16 protein-coding genes are annotated in these 17,761 nt (G+C 72.6%); 8 read left to right on the top strand and 8 right to left on the bottom strand.

What is annotated here, in order from left to right; all coding sequences use genetic code 11:
* Positions 1–185 precede the first annotated feature (185 nt).
* Positions 186–893, top strand: coding sequence for a polysaccharide deacetylase family protein (locus tag AB0316_RS15620; RefSeq protein WP_366273957.1), 708 nt, complete (start codon positions 186–188; stop codon positions 891–893).
* A gap of 152 nt (positions 894–1,045) precedes the next feature.
* Here AB0316_RS15620 and sucD read toward each other — a convergent pair whose 3' ends face one another.
* The 3 genes from sucD to AB0316_RS15605 form a co-directional block, all read right to left on the bottom strand.
* Complete coding sequence (sucD, locus tag AB0316_RS15615) at positions 1,046–1,939, bottom strand: succinate--CoA ligase subunit alpha (protein WP_366273956.1); 894 nt, start codon at positions 1,937–1,939, stop codon at positions 1,046–1,048.
* Positions 1,940–1,971: 32 nt separating this feature from the next.
* On the bottom strand, positions 1,972–3,153 hold the full coding sequence (gene sucC / locus AB0316_RS15610) for an ADP-forming succinate--CoA ligase subunit beta (protein ID WP_366273955.1): 1,182 nt from the start codon (positions 3,151–3,153) through the stop codon (positions 1,972–1,974).
* Between the two features lie 319 nt (positions 3,154–3,472).
* Positions 3,473–3,943 carry a cobalamin B12-binding domain-containing protein gene (locus AB0316_RS15605; RefSeq protein WP_366273954.1) on the bottom strand — a complete coding sequence of 157 codons (471 nt, stop codon included), beginning with the start codon at positions 3,941–3,943 and terminating at the stop codon, positions 3,473–3,475.
* A 79-nt stretch (positions 3,944–4,022) separates the two neighbouring features.
* Between AB0316_RS15605 and AB0316_RS15600 the strand changes: the two genes are divergently transcribed.
* Positions 4,023–5,045: an alpha/beta fold hydrolase gene (locus tag AB0316_RS15600; protein ID WP_366273953.1), complete on the top strand. Its 1,023-nt coding sequence runs from the start codon at positions 4,023–4,025 to the stop codon at positions 5,043–5,045.
* A gap of 207 nt (positions 5,046–5,252) precedes the next feature.
* The gene (locus AB0316_RS15595; RefSeq protein WP_366273952.1) at positions 5,253–6,080 is read left to right on the top strand and encodes a M23 family metallopeptidase; all 828 of its coding nucleotides are present in this window, start codon (positions 5,253–5,255) and stop codon (positions 6,078–6,080) included.
* 288 nt (positions 6,081–6,368) lie between these two features.
* On the opposite strand, the gene pcrA is transcribed toward AB0316_RS15595, so the two are convergent.
* Entirely contained in the window at positions 6,369–8,858 is a 2,490-nt protein-coding gene (gene pcrA, locus AB0316_RS15590) for a DNA helicase PcrA (RefSeq protein ID WP_366273951.1), read from the bottom strand.
* 78 nt (positions 8,859–8,936) lie between these two features.
* On the opposite strand from pcrA, the gene AB0316_RS15585 reads away from it, so the two are divergent.
* From AB0316_RS15585 to AB0316_RS15565, 5 genes are all read left to right on the top strand, one after another.
* Positions 8,937–9,425 (top strand): GNAT family N-acetyltransferase, encoded by a 489-nt coding sequence (locus AB0316_RS15585; RefSeq protein ID WP_366273950.1) that lies wholly within the window; start codon positions 8,937–8,939, stop codon positions 9,423–9,425.
* Between the two features lies 1 nt (position 9,426).
* Positions 9,427–10,860 carry a wax ester/triacylglycerol synthase family O-acyltransferase gene (locus AB0316_RS15580; protein ID WP_366273949.1) on the top strand — a complete coding sequence of 478 codons (1,434 nt, stop codon included), beginning with the start codon at positions 9,427–9,429 and terminating at the stop codon, positions 10,858–10,860.
* Positions 10,861–10,870: 10 nt separating this feature from the next.
* Positions 10,871–11,854 (top strand): quinone oxidoreductase, encoded by a 984-nt coding sequence (locus AB0316_RS15575; protein ID WP_366273948.1) that lies wholly within the window; start codon positions 10,871–10,873, stop codon positions 11,852–11,854.
* Positions 11,851–13,419, top strand: a complete 1,569-nt coding sequence (locus AB0316_RS15570) for an amidohydrolase (RefSeq protein WP_366273947.1) — start codon at positions 11,851–11,853, stop codon at positions 13,417–13,419. Before AB0316_RS15575 ends, AB0316_RS15570 begins: the two co-directional genes overlap by 4 nt.
* A 72-nt stretch (positions 13,420–13,491) precedes the next feature.
* On the top strand, positions 13,492–15,210 hold the full coding sequence (locus AB0316_RS15565) for a sigma factor-like helix-turn-helix DNA-binding protein (RefSeq protein WP_366273946.1): 1,719 nt from the start codon (positions 13,492–13,494) through the stop codon (positions 15,208–15,210).
* A 47-nt stretch (positions 15,211–15,257) separates the two neighbouring features.
* Here AB0316_RS15565 and AB0316_RS15560 read toward each other — a convergent pair whose 3' ends face one another.
* Genes AB0316_RS15560 through AB0316_RS15545 form a run of 4 tightly spaced genes read right to left on the bottom strand, consistent with a single transcriptional unit; the run spans position 15,258 to position 17,754 of the window.
* Positions 15,258–15,467 carry a hypothetical protein gene (locus AB0316_RS15560; RefSeq protein ID WP_366273945.1) on the bottom strand — a complete coding sequence of 70 codons (210 nt, stop codon included), beginning with the start codon at positions 15,465–15,467 and terminating at the stop codon, positions 15,258–15,260.
* 30 nt (positions 15,468–15,497) lie between these two features.
* Entirely contained in the window at positions 15,498–15,851 is a 354-nt protein-coding gene (locus AB0316_RS15555) for a hypothetical protein (RefSeq protein WP_366273944.1), read from the bottom strand.
* Positions 15,852–15,907: 56 nt separating this feature from the next.
* Positions 15,908–16,633, bottom strand: coding sequence for an NUDIX domain-containing protein (locus AB0316_RS15550; protein WP_366273943.1), 726 nt, complete (start codon positions 16,631–16,633; stop codon positions 15,908–15,910).
* The gene (locus tag AB0316_RS15545) at positions 16,630–17,754 is read right to left on the bottom strand and encodes a glycosyltransferase family 4 protein (RefSeq protein ID WP_366273942.1); all 1,125 of its coding nucleotides are present in this window, start codon (positions 17,752–17,754) and stop codon (positions 16,630–16,632) included. The genes AB0316_RS15550 and AB0316_RS15545 overlap by 4 nt, the downstream gene beginning before the upstream one ends.
* Positions 17,755–17,761 lie beyond the last annotated feature (7 nt).

The raw sequence follows: 17,761 nt of genomic DNA, 5'->3' as shown, positions 1-17,761 counted from the left end.
CGCCGCGGTGGGCACGGCTGCGGGGTCCTTCCCATGGTCACAAGATCACCGCCCCGCAGCGAGGACCCACGCCGGTGAGGCCCCGTCGAGGTGAATTGTCTCTCCGGGTGTGACCGACGGATCACGGCATCGCAGGTGCCTTGCGCACCCCCGATCGACAATGAAGGTGAAGGGGATGAAGAACCATGAACACCAAACGCCTTCGCCTGCTGACGCCCCTGCTCCTCGCACTGGCGCTCATCGCAGCCCTCGCCGTCCCGAACACGGCGAGCACCTCACCGGCGCCGCCCACGGCCCCCGCCGTGACGGACTCCCAGACCGTCGCCGTCGTCCCGGTCGCCTACGCCGGAACCGTCTACCTCACCTTCGACGACGGACCGAGCTACACCTACACGCCGAGGATCCTGGCCGTCCTGCGCAAGTACGGCGTCCACGCCGTGTTCTTCGAGCTCGGGCAGAACATCACCTGGTACCCGTCGATCACCCGGAGCCTGCGCTACTACGGCAACAAGATCGGCAACCACACGTGGAACCACCCGGACCTGACGACGCTGTCGAACTACTGGGTGACGTGGCAGCTGAACAAGATGGAGTCGGCGCTCGGCTACCGGCCGCGCTGCGTCCGGCCGCCGTACGGTGCCACGAACTCGCGGATCGCGACCATCATCGCGAACCGCGGGCAGCGCCAGATCCTGTGGACCGTCGACCCGCGCGACTGGTCGCGGCCCGGCACGTGGACCATCGTCAACCGGGTGCTCTACTACGTCCGTGACGGCTCCCGGATCCTGCTCCACGACGGCGGCGGCGACCGGTCGCAGACCGTGGCCGCGCTCGACCTGCTGATCCCGCGGCTGCGGGCGCGGGGCTTCGTCATCGGGCTGATGGCCTGCTGACGCCGCGGCCCGTGGACCGAGCGGTCGTATGCCGTCACGTGCGTCCCAGCGCGCGGCAGGGCGGCATACGCCCCCGGTCACGAGCCCACCGGACACACGAACGGGCGGTCACCCGGAGGTGACCGCCCGCTCGTGTTCGCTTGTGCGAGAGGCTACTTGGCGAGGCCCTGCATGATCTCGCGCATGAGCTCGGCCGTCTCGGACGGCGTCTTGCCGACCTTGACACCGGCGGCCTCGAGCGCCTCCTTCTTGGCCTGGGCCGTGCCCGAGGAACCCGACACGATGGCGCCGGCGTGCCCCATCGTCTTGCCCTCGGGGGCCGTGAAGCCGGCGACGTAGCCGACGACCGGCTTGGTCACGTGCTCCTTGATGTAGGCCGCGGCGCGCTCCTCGGCGTCGCCACCGATCTCGCCGATCATGACGATCGCGTCGGTGTCGGGGTCGTTCTGGAACGCCTCGAGGCAGTCGATGTGCGTCGTGCCGATGATCGGGTCGCCACCGATGCCGACGGCCGAGCTGAAGCCGAAGTCCCGCAGCTCGTACATCATCTGGTAGGTCAGCGTGCCCGACTTGGAGACCAGGCCGATGCGGCCGGTGCCGGAGATGTCGGCCGGGATGATGCCGGCGTTGGAGACGCCGGGCGTGATGAGGCCGGGGCAGTTCGGGCCGACGATGCGGGTCGTGCCCTTGTCCTTGGCGTAGTTGTAGAACTCGGCGGTGTCCTTGACCGCGACGCCCTCGGTGATGACGACGGCAAGCGGGATCTCGGCGTCGATCGCCTCGACCGCGGCGGCCTTGGTGAACTGCGCGGGCACGAAGATCACCGACACGTTGGCGCCGGTGGCCTCGATGGCCTCCTTGACCGAGCCGTAGACGGGGACGGCCACGCCGCCCTCGAAGTCGACGGTCGTGCCGGCCTTGCGCGGGTTGACGCCGCCGACGATGTTCGTGCCGGACTTGAGCATGCGCTGCGTGTGCTTCATGCCCTCGGAGCCGGTCATGCCCTGGACGATGACCTTCGAGTCAGCGTTGAGGAAGATAGCCATGGTTCGTTACGTCTCTTTCCTGTAGCCCGGGGTCAGTTCGCGGCGGCGGCCAGCTCGGCGGCGCGGCGGGCGGCGCCGTCCATCGTGGCCTCGATCGTCACGAGCGGGTGGTTGCGCTCGGCGAGGATGCGACGGCCCTCCTCGACGTTGTTGCCGTCGAGCCGCACGACGAGCGGCTTGGTGGCCTCGTCGCCGAGGGCGTCGAGCGCGCCGACGATGCCGTTGGCCACGGCGTCGCAGGAGGTGATGCCGCCGAAGACGTTGACGAAGACGCTCTTGACCTGCTGGTCGCCGAGGATGATGTGCAGGCCGTTGGCCATGACCTCGGCGCTGGCACCGCCACCGATGTCGAGGAAGTTCGCCGGCTTCTGGCCGCCGAACTCCTCACCGGCGTACGCGACGACGTCGAGCGTGCTCATGACGAGGCCGGCGCCGTTGCCGATGATGCCGACCGAGCCGTCGAGCTTGACGTAGTTGAGGTTCTTCTCCTTGGCCGCGGCCTCGAGCGGGTCGGCCGCGCCCTTGTCCTCCAGCGCCGCGTGGTCCGGGTGGCGGAAGTCGGCGTTGGTGTCGAGGCTGACCTTGCCGTCGAGGGCGACGATCTCGCCGTCCTCCGTCTTGACGAGGGGGTTGACCTCGACGAGCGTGGCGTCCTCGTCGCGGTAGACGGTCCACAGCTTCTGGATGGCGTCCTTGATCGCGGGCTTGTCGGCGTCGTCGAAGCCGGCGGCGTCGACGATCTCCTGCGCCTTGGCCTCGTCGATGCCCGTGTTGGGGTCGACGGCGATGCGGGCCAGGGCGTCGGGGCGCTCGACCGCGAGCTGCTCGATCTCCATGCCGCCCTCCTTGGAGCACATGGCGAGGTAGGTGCGGTTGGCCCGGTCGAGCAGGATCGAGAAGTAGTACTCCTCGGCGATGCGGGCGCCCTGGGCGATCATCACGGTGCCGACGGTGTGGCCCTTGATGTCCATGCCGAGGATCGCCTCGGCGTGCTGCTGCGCCTCGTCGGCGGTCTTGGCGACCTTGACGCCGCCGGCCTTGCCGCGTCCGCCCGTCTTGACCTGCGCCTTGACGACCGTGACACCGCCCGAGTTCGGGCCGATCTGCTCGGCGGCCGCGCGGGCCTCCTCGGGGGTGGTGGCGATGGCGCCGGCCAGCACGGGAACCCCGTGCTTCTCGAACATGTCGCGGGCTTGGTACTCGAAGAGATCCACGGGTGGGGTCCGTCCTCGTCGTCGATTCGAATCGTCGTCGATCGCGTCGCTGCGGCGTCCCGGGGCTCGCGTGCTCGCGCTCGGACGGGCCCTGCACCGTGGCGCAACCGAATCAGGCTGTCCCTCGGACTCTAGTGGCTGGCCGCACCAGCGCCCGAATCGGGTGGCCCCGACCGGGCGAAGATCACAGTGCCGTCTCACGAACGACGCCGGTCGCTCGCTCCGACGCCAAGCGCTCCCTACGACACTGAGTCGCCACGCGGGTCACTGACGCAGCGGCCCGGCCGGACGGCATACGGGCTCGGCCCGACCGGATCCGTCAGGCGGGGTGGACGTGCTCGCGGACCCAGCTGACGATCTCCATCGTCGTCGCGCCGGGGGTGAAGACCCTGGCGACGCCGAGCTTCTCGAGCTCGGGGATGTCGTCCTCGGGGATGATGCCGCCGCCGAAGACCACGATGTCGCTCGCGTCGCGCTCGGCGAGCAGCTCCACGACCCGGGCGAAGAGCGTCATGTGCGCACCGGAGAGCACGGAGAGCCCGACCACGTCGGCGTCCTCCTGGATCGCCGCCTCGACGATCTGTTCCGGCGTCTGGTGCAGCCCCGTGTAGATGACCTCCATGCCGGCGTCGCGCAGGGCGCGCGCCACGACCTTGGCTCCCCGGTCGTGTCCGTCGAGACCGGGCTTGGCCACCACCACACGGATGACGTCGGTGGAGAGGCCACCCGCGGCAGCGGCGGCGGTCTGGTCGGGCGCAGGGGCGGCTTCGGCACGGGGGGACTCGCTCATGCCGGGCACTCTAGCCAGCACCGTGAGACGCGGCGTCCGATAGTGATGCATCGCCTACCCGCGGGGGTACGGTCAAGAGGTGCCAGCGGCAGCAGGCGCGGCGAGGACGCCGCGACACATCGAGACCTCCGGACCTCGCGACGAGGGATTGCGGGGGTTCGCCGCTGCGGTGGGCGACGTCGCGGGAGCACTGCTGACGCCCACGGGCCTCGCCGGGGCCGCGCTCGAGGCGACGTGGATGGGGCTGCACCTCGGCCTCTACCCGCTCGGCCTGCTCGGCAGCCGGGCCAGCGACCGCCGGCAGGGCTACCGCCTGGGCCACCTGCCCCCGAGTCAACGTGGCCTCGCCATCCAGAACGTCGAGGCGGCCGAGACGCCGATCCTGCTCGTGCACGGGATGGTCGACAACCGCTCGATCTTCACCGTGCTGCGCCGAGGGCTCGTGCGGCGCGGTTTCGGGCGCATCGAGACGATCAACTACTCGATCTTCACCGGCGACATCCGTGCCGCAGCCGCCGAGCTCGGCGCCGAGGTCGAGCGCATCGTCGAGGAGACCGGCTACGAGCGCATCCACGTCATCGGACACTCGATGGGTGGTCTCATCGCGCGCTACTACGTCACCCGGCTCGGTGGCGACGAGCACGTCCACACGCTGGTGACGCTCGGCACGCCACACCAGGGCAGCTGGTTCGCCTACCTGTGGGACAACGGCCTGACCCGTCAGCTGCGGCCCGGCAGCGCCCTGATGCGCGAACTGGCGGCACCGGTCAAGGACTGCCGGACGCGCTTCCTCGTCTACTCCTCCGACCTCGACCAAGTGGTGGTGCCGCAGCGCAACGCCGCCCTGCACCACCCCGACCTCGACGTGCACAACGTCGTGCTGCACGGGGTGGGGCACATGAGCCTGCCCATCACGGGCAGCGTCGTCCACGGCATATCCACGGCCCTGGCACACCTCGACACCTCCGGCGCCACCGTCACGCCGGGCGTCAGCTCACTGCAGGGCCGCCGCGCGGAGGCGGCCGTGGCGCACCGGGGCCGACTCGCGACGGCCCCGCACGACGGGCACGGCACCGCCGCGGGTCTCGGCGCCCCCAGCTGAAGGTCGGGCCGTCCGACCAACGGGCGAAGTGGGGCATTTCCCCCGGAATGCCTTGGTTCCATGCGCGCCATGGCCTATGGTCGAGCGCAGTCGCGCCCCTCCACGCGGCCTTGGAACGTCCGGATGCGTGTGGACTGAGTTTTCGGTAACGAAACGGTCACGGTACGCTGATGGCTCGCCCCTTGTGACCGATAGGTAAGTCTTTCCGTGCCCAAAAGCAACTACGTCGGCCGTCACCGGCCGGCCGCACGACCCTCACGGGGACGGCAGATCGTCGTCCCCGTCGCTCTGCTCTCCTCCACCGTCGCCGCGGGGCTCGTCATCCGCGATGCAGGCGCGAGCGAGCTCAGCCCCGAAGCGGCCGCGATGAAGAACGTGTCCGACTCCGTCGCAGGCCTGGGATCTGTCGCCGACCCCGACGTCGTGGCGGCGGCTGCCGCCAACCGTGCCGGAGCCCGCAGCTCCCGCGACATCGCGGGTGACGCACGGACCGTCATCGCGGGGGCGACCGCGACCGCGACGCAGACGGCCGGCGAGGCACAGGTCGCTGCCGACAAGGCCGCCGCCGAGCAGGCCGCTGCTGCCAAGGCCAAGGCCGACGCGGCCGCGAAGGAGCAGCGCGCCCGTGCCCTTGCCGCCGCGCACCGTTGGGTCTCCCCCGTCGCGGGCTACTCGCTGACCTCGGGCTTCGGCTTCCGCTGGGGCAAGATGCACCCGGCGCAGGACCTCGCCTGCCCTCCGGGCAGCGCTGTCCGCGCCCTGTCGAGCGGCACCGTCGTCTTCGCCGGCTGGTCCAACGAGGGCTACGGCAACTTCGTCAAGGTCCGCTACTGGGACGGCACGGTCTCGTGGATGGCCCACAACAGCCGCCTGCTGGTCTCGGTCGGCGAGCAGGTCGCTCCCGGTCAGGTGCTGGCCTACAGCGGCAACACCGGCCACTCGACCGGTCCGCACGTGCACCTCGAGATCCACCCCGACGGCGGCGCCGCTGTCCCGCCGCTGCCCTGGCTCGCCGCCAAGGGCGTCAACCTCTGACCGACCCGAGACCGTTCGCCGTCGAGGCCCGCTCCCCATCGGGGGCGGGCCTCGCTGCTGTGACGAGGCGTGCTTTCGATTGGGACAGAGCGCGCTCTCGAGTGGGACGGGGTGCGCTCTCGACTGTGACGGGGCGCGCTCTCGAGTTGGTTCACGGTCGCGTGAGGAGTGCGCGTTGCAATGCGCACTCCTGACGCGAGGTCGCACCTCTGACGGGAGGGCGCACTCCTGCTCCGGATGCGCACCCCGGCGGGGTGGGCCACGGCGACCAGCGCCCGCGCGGGCATGTCAGAGCTTGACGAGCGGGGCGTAGCGGAGCAGGAGGCGCTTGGTGCCGGTGTCGGCGCCGAAGTCGACGTGGGCCATCGCCTTGTCGCCGTCGCCCTCGACGCGGACCACGGTGCCGAGCCCGAACGAGTCGTGGCTGACCCGGTCGCCCGACGCGAGGGCGATGACCGGGCGCTTGCCGGCGCTGCGCACCCCGGGGCGCGCGGCGAGAGTCGCAACCGCCGGCCGGTCGGAGCCCCGGGCGCCGCTGAACGACGGCCCGAGCCGCTGCCAGTCGAGCAGGTCGCCCGGGATCTCGTCGAGGAAGCGCGACGGCGGGTTGTACTGCGGGGCACCCCAGGCCGAGCGGACCGCGGCGCGGGAGAGGTAGAGCCGCTCGCGAGCGCGGGTGATGCCGACGTAGGCGAGGCGGCGCTCCTCCTCCAGCTCCTTCGGGTCACCGAGCGCCCGCATGTGCGGGAAGGTGCCGTCCTCCATGCCGGTCAGGAAGACGACGGGGAACTCCAGGCCCTTGGCGGTGTGCAGCGTCATGAGCGTGACGACGCCCTGGGCCTTGGCCTCGGGCTCGTCGGGGATCTCGTCGGCGTCGGCCACGAGCGAGACCTGCTCGAGGAACTCCTCGAGCGCCCCGGCCGGCCCGACGTCCTCGGGCTCGACGCCCGGGGGCAGCTCGCCGCCGGACTCGGCCAGCTCGGTCGCGCGGCGGTCGTCGTACTCCTGCGCGACGGCGACGAGCTCCGCGAGGTTCTCGACGCGCGTCTCGTCCTGCGGGTCGTGGCTGGCGCGCAGCTCGGCGAGGTAGCCGCTCTCCTCGAGCGTCATCTCCAGCAGCGCCGCGACGCTGTCGTCGGCCTCGTAGGCGGTGCGCAGCTTCTCGAGCAGGGCAGTGAAGCCCTGGATCGCCGCCACGGACCGCGTCGCGATGCCCGGCGCGTCCTCGGCCCTGCCGAGGGCCGCGACGAAGGGAATGCGCTCGCGTTCGGCGAGCGCCGCGACGCACGCCTCGGCCCGGTCGCCGATGCCGCGCTTGGGGGTGTTGAGGATGCGGCGCAGGTTGACCGTGTCGGTCGGGTTGGAGATGACCCGGAGGTACGCGAGCGCGTCCTTGACCTCGCGCCGCTCGTAGAAGCGCGTGCCGCCGACGACCTTGTAGGGCAGGCCGACCCGCACGAGCACCTCCTCGATGGCACGGCTCTGCGCGTTGGTGCGGTAGAAGACGGCGACGTCGCCGGGCTTGACGCCGTGCTGGGCGAGGTCGTCGATCTCCTTGCCGACGAAGGCGGCCTCGTCGTGCTCGTTGTCGGCGACGTAGCCGGTGATCATCGGGCCGTCGCCGGAGTCGGTCCAGAGGTTCTTGGCGCGGCGCCCCTCGTTTCGGGCGATGACCGAGTTCGCGGCGCGCAGGATGCGCTGCGTCGAGCGGTAGTTCTGCTCGAGCAGGATGGTGCGGGCGTCGGGGTAGTCCTGCTCGAACTCGAGGATGTTGCGGATCGTCGCGCCGCGGAAGGCGTAGATGGACTGGTCGGAGTCGCCGACGACGCACAGCTCGGCCGGCGGCACGGCGTACGCACCCTCGGGACCCTTGACCTCGCCGACGAGCTCCTTGATGAGCTGGTACTGCGCCTGGTTGGTGTCCTGGTACTCGTCGACCAGCACGTGACGGAACCTGCGGCGGTAGTACTCGGCGACGTCGGGGAAGGCCTGCAGCACGTTGACGGTCATCATGATGATGTCGTCGAAGTCGAGCGCGTTGGCCTGGCGCAGGCGGCGCTGGTACTGGGTGTACGCGTCGGCGACCGTGCGCTCGTAGTGGTTGCCCTCGGTGACCTGCGCGGCGTACGTCTCCTCGTCGATGAGCTCGTTCTTGAGGTTGCTGACCTGCGCGGAGAAGCTGCGCGGCGGGTAGCGCTTCGGGTCGAGGTCGAGGTCGCGCAGCACGAGGCTCATCAGGCGCTGGCTGTCGGCGGCGTCGTAGATGGAGAAGGTCGACTTCATCCCGACCTTGGCGGCCTCGCGCCGCAGGATGCGCACGCACGCCGAGTGGAACGTCATCACCCACATGGCACGGGCGCGGGGCCCCACGAGCGCCTCGACGCGCTCGCGCATCTCCGCCGCTGCCTTGTTGGTGAAGGTGATCGCGAGGATCTGCCCGGGCTGGGCGCCCCGCTCACCGAGCAGCCAGGCGATGCGGTGCGTGAGCACGCGGGTCTTGCCCGAGCCGGCGCCGGCCACGATGAGCAGCGGCGTGCCCTCGTGGACGACGGCCTCGCGCTGATGCGGGTTGAGCCCCTCGAGCAGCACGGCCGGGTCGAGCTGCGCCCCACCCTGCGCCGGGGTCGCGACGCCGCCCCGGGCCGCCGCCTCCGCCCACGTGGGCACGCCCTGCTCGGTGACGTCTCCCCCACGGCCCGACCGCCCGGACCCGGCTGAGGCAGTGCCCTCACCGTGCGGGAGACCGGGGATGGGCAGGTCGTCGAAGAGCGTGCTCATGATCGGCCAAGCCTACGTCGAACCACCCACAGCCCCCGACCACGGCGCACAGCGGGCGGGACGGGGCAGGATGGCGGCGTGAGCGACTTCGAGATCCGTGAGGCCTCCGCCTCCGACGTGCCCGACCTGATCCGCCTCGTCCAGGGCCTCGCCGCCTACGAGAAGGAGCCCGACGCGGCGACGGCGACCCCCGAGCAGTTCCACGAAGCGCTCTTCCCCGCCCAGGGCGACCCCACGGCATACGCCCTCGTCGGGGTGCGGGAGGGCGCGGTCGTGGCGATGGCGATCTGGTTCCGCAGCTTCTCCACGTGGACCGGGCAGGCGGGGATCTGGCTCGAGGACCTCTTCGTCGAGCCGGAGCAGCGCGGCCTCGGCATCGGCAAGGCGCTGCTCCGCCGGCTCGCCGCCATCTGCGTCGAGCGGGGCTGGACGCGCCTCGAGTGGACGGTGCTGGACTGGAACACCCCGTCCATCGAGTTCTACCGCGCCCATGGCGCCGACCCGCTCGACGAGTGGACGACCTTCCGCGTCGACGGTCCGGCCCTCTCGGTGCTGGCGGCGACCTAGCATGCCGCGTCGCACGCGGCCGATGAGGTCGGCCGACATCCTGTGGCTCACCATGGACCGGCCCACCAACCTCATGGTCATCGTCTCGGTGGTCCTGCTCGAGAGGGTCCCGGACTGGGACCGCGTGCTCGACGTCATCCGCGACCGGATCATCGAGCCCTACCCGGTGTTCAGCCAGCGCGCCGTCCGCAGCCGCGGCCCGCTGGCCCGGCACCGGTGGCAGGACGACCCCGACTTCGACCTCGAGCGGCACGTCCACCGCGCCACCCTGCCGGCCGGGGCGACGGACTCGGACCTTCAGGAGTACATCGAGGACCATCTGACCGAGGCGCTCGACACCAGCCGGCCCCTGTGGGAGGTCCACTTCGTCGACGGTCCCGGGGACGGCGCCGCACTCATCTTCCGCATCCACCACGCCCTCGCCGACGGCATCGCGCTCACCCGCGTGCTGCTCGGCCTGACCGAGGACGCCGACGGGCGGCCGGGCGACCTCCTCGCGGCCGCGCCGGCGCAGCGCGTCGCCGCCGCACCACCTGCCGCCGACCGCCCCGGCGCCGTCGCCGCCGCGTCCCGACTGGTCCTCACCACCGCACGCGCGGGGTGGAAACGCCTGCGCGAGAGGGGTGTCCGGGCCTCACTCACTGACGTCGCCGGCACCACCCTGCGCACCGGACAGGTCGTCTCCGACCTGCTGCTGACCACCAACCCCACGAGCGCCGTGGGCGGTGAACCGGGGCGGCGCAAGCGCATCGTGTGGACCACGCCGCTGCCGCTGCCGGGCCTCAAGCAGGCCGGCCGGCTCGTCGGTGCCACGCTCAACGACGTGCTGATGAGCGCCGTCGCCGGCGCTTTGCACGCCTACCAGGCCGACCGGGGCCTCGACCCGGTCGACCTGGTCACGATGGTGCCCGTCAACGTGCGGCCCCTCGACGAGCCGCTGCCCCGCGAGCTCGGCAACCGCTTCGCGCTGCTCTTCCTGCGGTTCCCGAGCCGGGACGCCACACCGCTCGGCCGCCTGGCGCTGTCCAAGGCGCGCATGGACTGGCTCAAGTCATCGCCGGAGGCGACGCTCACCTACGCCCTCATCTCGGTGATCGGCCGGCTGCCCGCCCGCATCGAGCGCGGCGTCGTCGACTTCTTCGCCGACAAGGCCATCGGCGTCACGACGAACGTCGCCGGCCCGCGCGAGCTGCGCCACCTGGCAGGCGTCCCGGTCACCGGCGTGCTCGGCTGGGTGCCTGGCTCGGGGCGGCACACCCTGGGCTTCTGCATCGTCACGTACGACGACGCGGTGCGCATCGGCGTCATGGCTGACGAGGGCGTCGTCACCGACCCGGAGGCGCTGCTCGCCGCCCTGGAGGACGAGGTCGCCCTGCTGGTCCGCATCGGGGCTGCGGGCGACGCCGCTCCGAGACGGGGTCGGCGCCGGTCGTAGGGTGGCGAGCATGAACCGAGCGACCAGCGTCTTCGTCTCCGAGCCCGGCGACCGCAGCGTCCTGCAGGTACGCGAGCACGACCTGCCCGACCCCGCTGACGGCGAGGTCCAGGTCGAGGTGGCGGCGGCCGGCGTCAACTTCATCGACGTGTACAAGCGCCAGGGCGTCTACCCGGTGCAGACGCCGTTCGTCCTCGGCGAGGAGGGTGCCGGCACCGTCACGGCCGTCGGCCCGGGGGTCGAGGGCCTCTCCGTCGGCGACCGGGTCGCGTGGTGCCAGTCCAGCGGGAGCGAGTCGACGCTCGTCAACAAGCCCGCCCGTCTCGTCGTCCCCGTTCCCGACGGCGTCGACCTCGAGGTGGCCGCCGCCGCCATGCTGCAGGGCCTGACGGCCCACTACCTCGTCACGAGCACGTATGCCGTAGGGCCCGGTGACGTCGCCCTCGTGCACGCCGCGGCGGGCGGGGTCGGGCAGCTGCTCGTCCAGATGGTCACCGCCCGGGGCGCCACCGTCGTCGCCACGGCCGGCTCCGACGAGAAGCTCGAGATCGCAAGGGCGCTCGGCGCGCAGTACCTCATCAACTACGAGACCGTCGACGACCTCGCCGGAGCGGTCCGCGAGGCTGCCGGTCGCGGCGTCGACGTCGCGTACGACGGGGTGGGCAAGGCCACCTTCGACGCCTCGCTCGCCTCCCTGCGCCCGCGGGGGATGATGGTCCTCTTCGGCGGGGCGAGCGGCCAGGTGCCGCCCTTCGACATCCAGCGGCTCAACAGCAGCGGATCGCTCTTCCTCACCCGGCCGACGCTCGCCCACTACGTCGCCGAACGCGAGGAGTACGAGTGGCGCGCCGGCGAGGTGCTCGGCGCCATCGCCGACGGCTCGCTGAAGATCGACGTCGGCGGCCGCTACCCGCTCGAGGAGGCCGCTGCGGCGTACGAGGCCCTCGAGGGACGCAAGACGACCGGCAAGCTCATCCTGGTCCCCGGCGCATGACCCGGACGCTCTTCCGGCACGACCGCATCCGCACCGGCGACGCGGCCCGGCCCTGGACCGACGCCCTGCTCGTCGAGGACGGCGTCGTCGTGGCGCTCGGCGACGATGCGAGGGAGTCGGGCGTCGGGGCCACCGTCGTCGACCTGCCCGGCGCACTGGTCATGCCGGGACTGCACGACGCCCACATCCACACCGAGTGGCTCTCGCGCGACCTGTCGTCGGTCGACCTGCGCGAGGCCGGCTCCCTCGAGGAGACGCTCGAGCTGGTCCGCGCGCACGCCGAGACGCTGCCCGAGGGCGAGTGGCTGCACAGCGGCCGCTGGAACCACAACCGGTGGCGCGTGCCCCGCCAGCCGGACCGGCACGCCCTCGACCTCGTCGCCCCCGACCGCGTGGCGGCCCTCTCCAGCGTCGACGGCCACACCATCTGGGCCAACTCCCTGGCCCTGCGCCTGGCCGGCATCACCCGCGACACCCCGGACCCCGTCGGCGGCGAGATCGACCGCGACGAGTCGGGCGAGCCCACCGGCATCCTGCGCGAGTCGGCGCAGGACCTGCTCCAGGCCATCCCGCACGAGGAGTCACCCCTGCGGCCCTGGCTGGAACGGTGCCAGGAGTGGCTGCTCTCCGTCGGCCTGACGAGCATCACCGACATCGACGGCGAGGATGCGCGAGCCGCCTACGCCGCGATGCACGCGGACGGGGCGCTGCGGCTGCGCGTCACCAAGTGCACCCGCGACGGCGACCTGGAGCTCGCCGTCGCCGAGGGCCGGCGCTCGGGGCAGGGCGACGGCGTCTTCCGGGTCGGTCCGGTCAAGTTCTTCAGCGACGGCGCGCTCGGCTCGCACACGGCGCACATGACCGAGCCGTTCGTCGGTCACGAGGGCTGCGGCATCGCCGCCATGCCCTACGACGTGCTGCTCGAGCGAACCCTGCTCGCGGCCCGGTCGGGGCTCGACGTCGTCACCCACGCCATCGGCGACGAGGCCAACCGCCTCGTGCTCGACAGCTTCGAGGTGGTCCGCGGCGAGGGGCTCGAGACGCTGCTGCGGATCGAGCACGCCCAGCACGTGCGCCCCGTCGACGTTCCCCGCTTCCGGACGCTCGACGTCGTGGCCTCGATGCAGCCCACCCACTGCACCGCGGACCTCGACCTCGCCGACGAGATCATCGGCCCGCGTCGGCTGGCCTCGTACGCGTGGCGCACCTTCCTCGACGCGCACGTGCAGGTCGCGTTCGGCTCGGACGCCCCCGTCGAGGACCCCAACCCCTTCTACGGGCTCCACGCCGCCGTCACCCGCCAGCGCGCCGACGGCCACCCGTTCGGCGGCTGGCGGGCCGAGGAGCGGATCACCCTGACCGAGGCCGTCCACGCCTTCACGGTGGCCGCGCACGAGTCCGTCGGGCGCACCGACGTCGGCCGCCTCGTGCCCGGCCAGCTCGCCGACCTCGTCGCGGTCGACCGCGACGTGTGGGCCCTCGAGGACTCGGCGCCGGCCGAGATCCGCGACACGGTCGTGCTCCAGACCTGGGTGGGCGGGGACCTGGCGTTCGAGCGGGCGTAGCACCCGGCATACGACCTCGGCGGGGGCTGGGCGCCGGGCTCGATCGCGTCCATCCTTGGAAGAGGAGGGCGTATGCGTGGACTGGACGCCGACTTCGCCGGCTGGGTGCGTGGACGGCAGCTGGAGCTGCTCCGCGGCGCCGTGCTGGTCACCGGCGACGCCCGCCACGCCGAGCAGGTCACCCTGCGCGTCCTCACCGCCCTCGCGCGGCGGTGGGCACGCCTGCGCCAGGTCCCGCCCGAGGCGTTCGTCCGGTCACGGGTGCACCGCGAGGCGGTCGCGGTGGCCGAGGAGCTCGCCCGGGCCGATGGCGGCACGGCGTGGCCCTCGCCGCTGTCCGCGCTGCCGCCCCGGGAGCGGGCGGTCCTCGTGCTCCGCTTCCTCGAGGGTCGGTCGGTGGAGGAGACCGCGGACGCGCTCGGAGTCAGCGGGCGCCGGGTGGCGCAGGCCGAGAGGGACGGGCGGCAGCAGCTGGCGCGGGCGGCCACCGCTTTGGGCCCGGCGGCTCCCGACGACTCGGCCGCGAGCGCGAGCAGCGTCGCGGAGGTGCGGACCCTGCTGGAGGAGTCGAGCGCCGCGGTGCGCGAGGTCGACCTGGCTGACCGTGCCTGGCAGCAGGCGCTGCTGCAGCGCTCGACGTCCCGGCGCCGGGTGCTGTCCGCCGTCGCGGTCGCGGGGCTGGGCGTGGCGGGCGCCTGGGCCGGCGCCCGCGGGCCGGTCAGCATCCGGGTCACCGGTCCGACGAGCCTGACCAGCCTGACGAGTTTGACCGGGGCGGCCGACGCCCGGGTGCCGGCGGCGGCGCTGACGCCCGTCCCGCAGGCCGCCGAGGCGGTCTGGCACACGACCCCCGACGGGCTCCCGTACGTCGTCGCACCACCCGCGGGCACCGAGCCGAGCCAGCCGTGGCTCGACACGGGTCTCGCGCCGGTCATCGACCCGAGCCGTCCGCACGAGTACGCGAGCAGCCACCGGCCGAGCGGGCTGGAGGCGCTCGGTGACGCCGTCTACCTCGAGGAGCGCTCACCGGGGCGGTGGGTGCCGGTGGTGGTCTGGGGCGACGGCAGGCTCTTCAGCCTCGACACCGTGTCGCTGGTGGGCCTGCGTGTCGGCGCGGGCCTGCCGCGCCCACCGCTCGACGTCTGGGCGTTCTCCGCCGACAAGACCGCGCTGGCGTTCCCCCAGCCGGGTGGTGTCGTGGTCGTGGACGTCGGGAGCCGGACGGCCCACACGGTCCCCATCCCGGCACCGGACCTGCAGTGGGCCGGCTGGCTCGGCGGCTACCTGCGGGCGGGATCGGCGGAGGGCACGTGGTCGCCCGGGCTCTCCACACGCTGGCCGGGGCCGGACCCACCACGTCGTCCCGGGGCGCGCGAGTTCCGGCTCGAGGCCGGCAGGACGGTCCTCGACGAGCACTCCCCCGACGTCTCCGCGCGTGCCGTCCCGGTCGGCTGGCCGCAGACCCATCCGCTCGGCGACACGGTGTCGGACGCGGCGCAGTTCGCGTCCGCGTTCGAGCTGCGTCCCGGAGAGGGGCCGCGACTGCAGGCCGTCGCCCCGCGCACCGCCATCGTGGCGACGAACCGGCTCGGCTACGAGCGCATGCTCGTCTTCGGCGAGGAGCAGCCTCGCGACCCGGCCTGCTGCACGGTGCTGGGCTGGACGTGCGACACGAGGTGCTCTACCTCTCGGTCGCCCCGGGCGGCACGTGGGTCATGGGGTGGGACCCCGACACCGGCATCGTGCACCGGGTCACCCGCTTCGTCACCTCGGCTGCGGTGCCACCGGTGATCGCGCTCGGCGCGCGATTCACCGTGGGGTAGGACCGCTGGGGACGGCTAGGCGGGCACGACGGCGAGCATCAGCGTCGCGAACCACGTCAGGCCGGCGACCGCCAGGAGGAAGAAGCCGATGACGGCCATGTTGCCGGCCCCGTCGGCGCGGGAGACGCGACGGCGGTGCCGGCCCAGCACGACGAGCGTGACGCCCGCGACCACCCAGACCAGGCCGATGAGCAGACCGGCGAGAACGCCTGCGTCCCAGTGCATCTCAGTACCCTTGCGGGAGTGCGGCCGTCGTCACCAGAGCGCAGCGACGAGCACGTTGACGACCGCACCGCCACCGGCGACGTCGAGCAGCTTGCCGGTGTCGCGCCCACGGCGCCCGCGCGCGGCGCCGATCTCAGCGGCTGCGACCACGACGAGCGCGATGACGAGCTTGACGGCGATCTTGGTGTTGTTGACGTGGTGCTCGTCGTCCTTGATCGCCGACGCGATGCCGACGAGCGCCAGCCCGGTGACCAGCTGGGCCCGGGCTCCCCAGAGGATCGGCGCGACGACGGTCCGGCCCGACCGGACGGCGATCCAGCCGCCCACGACCGCGGCCATGCCGAGCAGGTGGAGGGCGACGAGGAGGTTGTAGACGAGGTCCATGGCCGACATCCTACGGAGCGTCGTACATCGGCCCGTCCGTGCCCTCGCGCGACAACTCAGCCGGCCCCGGGCCGCCGACCGGCAGCCTCGTCGAGGAGCTCCAGACCACGCCAGGAGGTGGCCAGCCGGTAGTCCGCGAGGCGGCCGGCGGGCACCCACCGGGCGTCCGAGGTCGTGCCGCCGACGTCGTGGATGACGACGTCCGTAGGTTCGGGACACGTTGCGGCATAGACGATCCGGACCGCGTGGAAGTCCTCGAGGCCCCCTGACGGCGCACGGCCGACCCAGTGCTGCGACTGCACGACCGCCAGCGCGCCGAGCTCGATCCGCTGCCCCGTCTCCTCCCACACCTCGCGGTGCACGCCCTCGACCGGCGACTCGCCCTCCTCGAGGCCCCCACCGGGCAGGCCCCAGTCGCCGGCGACGTGCGTCTGCGAGTTGAACTGGGTGAGCAGCAGGCCGCGCTCGCTCCTGACGACGGCATAGGCGGCCACCCGCTGGTAGGGCTCGCCCACCTCGTCGTCGCCGACATCCGGGTCGCGCTGCACGACCCGCGCCTCCCCCGCCCGAGGGCGTATGCCGTCCAGCGCACGCACGTGGTAGCCGAGCTCGAGCGCCCCGTCGTCGCGCACGGCCGCGAAGGCGGGCGACTCGGCGAGCCAGCCCGCCTCGGCCAGGACGTCGTCCGGGTGCTCACCGTGGCCCAGTGGCGCGTCGCCCACGCGGGCACCGCCCGCCGTCAGCGCGACGACCCGAAGCCCTCCCGGCACGTTGGTCCTCATCGGCGCACCAGACCCATCGCGCGCTCGTACTCCTCGACGGCGAGGGCGGCGACGTTCGGCCAGTCCTGCGGCGGTCGGTGCGAGACGTTCCAGGCGCGCATGCGGGCCACCTTCCCGGGGTCGGTCGCCAGTCCGGCGATCGCGTCGGCCATCTGCGAGTCACTCGACACGACAAGGCCGTTGACGCCGTCGACGACGAACTCGGTGATGCCGGAACCGGCCCGGCCGATGACCGGCAGGCCCACCGTCCGGGCCTCGAGGGCTGCGATCCCGAACGACTCGAGACGCGCGGGTGACAGGTAGACGTCGGCGGCGGCGTACCTGCACCGCAGCTCGTCGCGGGACACCCGTCCCGGCAGCGACACCCAGTCGAGTCCGCCCCTGCGCACCAGGGACTCCACCTTGCGCCGATCGGGTCCCTCGCCGAGGATCGTCAGCTCGACCGAGCCGGGGCCGGCGGCGCGGGCCGCCTCCGCCACGAGGCCGACGAGCGCGGCGGGTCGCTTGCGCGCCGCGAGCCGCATCGCCGTGACGAGTCGGAGGGGACCTGGCTCGCGATCCACCGTCCCGGCAGCCCACCGCGCGACGTCGATGCCGTTGGGCAGCACCCCCACCGCCCGGGTCGGCCCCAGCAGGCGGCGCAGCGGAGCCGCAGCGACCTCGGAGACCGCGGACATGGCGACGCCCTTCGCCGCCCAGCGCCGCACGAATCCCGCCGCGCGGAAGGCCGGCGCCACCCCGGCGAGCATGCAGTGCCACGTCATCGCGGTCGGCAGCCCGATGCCGAGGGTGACGCGCGTGGCGTCCCAGGCGAACGGGGAGACGACGCCGGTCTGCACGTGCGCCACGTCGAAGCCGCCGGCGACGAGGCGGCGCCGCAGCTCCGCCGGCGCGAACGGGTTGATGGGCAGCTCACCCGGGATGCGCGCGGCCAGCCGGTGCACGGGCACGCCGTCGACGACCGTGAGGTCGCCGTGCATCTCGCCACCCGGGCCGCGCGTCGCGGTGAACACCTCGACCTCGTGACCGACCCGCCTGAGGTGCTGGGCGAGGTCGTGCGTCTGCACCTCGATCCCGCCCAGCCTGGGCAGGTAACAGTCCGAGAGCAGCGCCACCTTCACGGAAGAC

Origin of the sequence: Terrabacter sp. NPDC080008, from assembly GCF_040702505.1 — a bacterium.
Classification (GTDB): Bacteria; Actinomycetota; Actinomycetes; order Actinomycetales; family Dermatophilaceae; genus Terrabacter.
This window is presented reverse-complemented; position numbering and strand designations above follow the sequence as displayed.

Bases quoted from the DNA above. Each gene is read 5' to 3' on its own strand.
- pcrA (WP_366273951.1), bottom strand. From the start codon at position 8,858: ATGAGCACGCTCTTCGACGACCTGCCCATCCCCGGTCTCCCGCACGGT.
- AB0316_RS15605 (WP_366273954.1), bottom strand. From the start codon at position 3,943: ATGAGCGAGTCCCCCCGTGCCGAAGCCGCCCCTGCGCCCGACCAGACC.
- sucD (WP_366273956.1), bottom strand. From the start codon at position 1,939: ATGGCTATCTTCCTCAACGCTGACTCGAAGGTCATCGTCCAGGGCATG.
- AB0316_RS15575 (WP_366273948.1), top strand. From the start codon at position 10,871: ATGAACCGAGCGACCAGCGTCTTCGTCTCCGAGCCCGGCGACCGCAGC.
- AB0316_RS15580 (WP_366273949.1), top strand. From the start codon at position 9,427: ATGCCGCGTCGCACGCGGCCGATGAGGTCGGCCGACATCCTGTGGCTC.
- AB0316_RS15550 (WP_366273943.1), bottom strand. From the start codon at position 16,633: ATGAGGACCAACGTGCCGGGAGGGCTTCGGGTCGTCGCGCTGACGGCG.
- AB0316_RS15560 (WP_366273945.1), bottom strand. From the start codon at position 15,467: ATGCACTGGGACGCAGGCGTTCTCGCCGGTCTGCTCATCGGCCTGGTC.
- AB0316_RS15620 (WP_366273957.1), top strand. From the start codon at position 186: ATGAACACCAAACGCCTTCGCCTGCTGACGCCCCTGCTCCTCGCACTG.
- AB0316_RS15565 (WP_366273946.1), top strand. From the start codon at position 13,492: ATGCGTGGACTGGACGCCGACTTCGCCGGCTGGGTGCGTGGACGGCAG.
- AB0316_RS15570 (WP_366273947.1), top strand. From the start codon at position 11,851: ATGACCCGGACGCTCTTCCGGCACGACCGCATCCGCACCGGCGACGCG.
- AB0316_RS15555 (WP_366273944.1), bottom strand. From the start codon at position 15,851: ATGGACCTCGTCTACAACCTCCTCGTCGCCCTCCACCTGCTCGGCATG.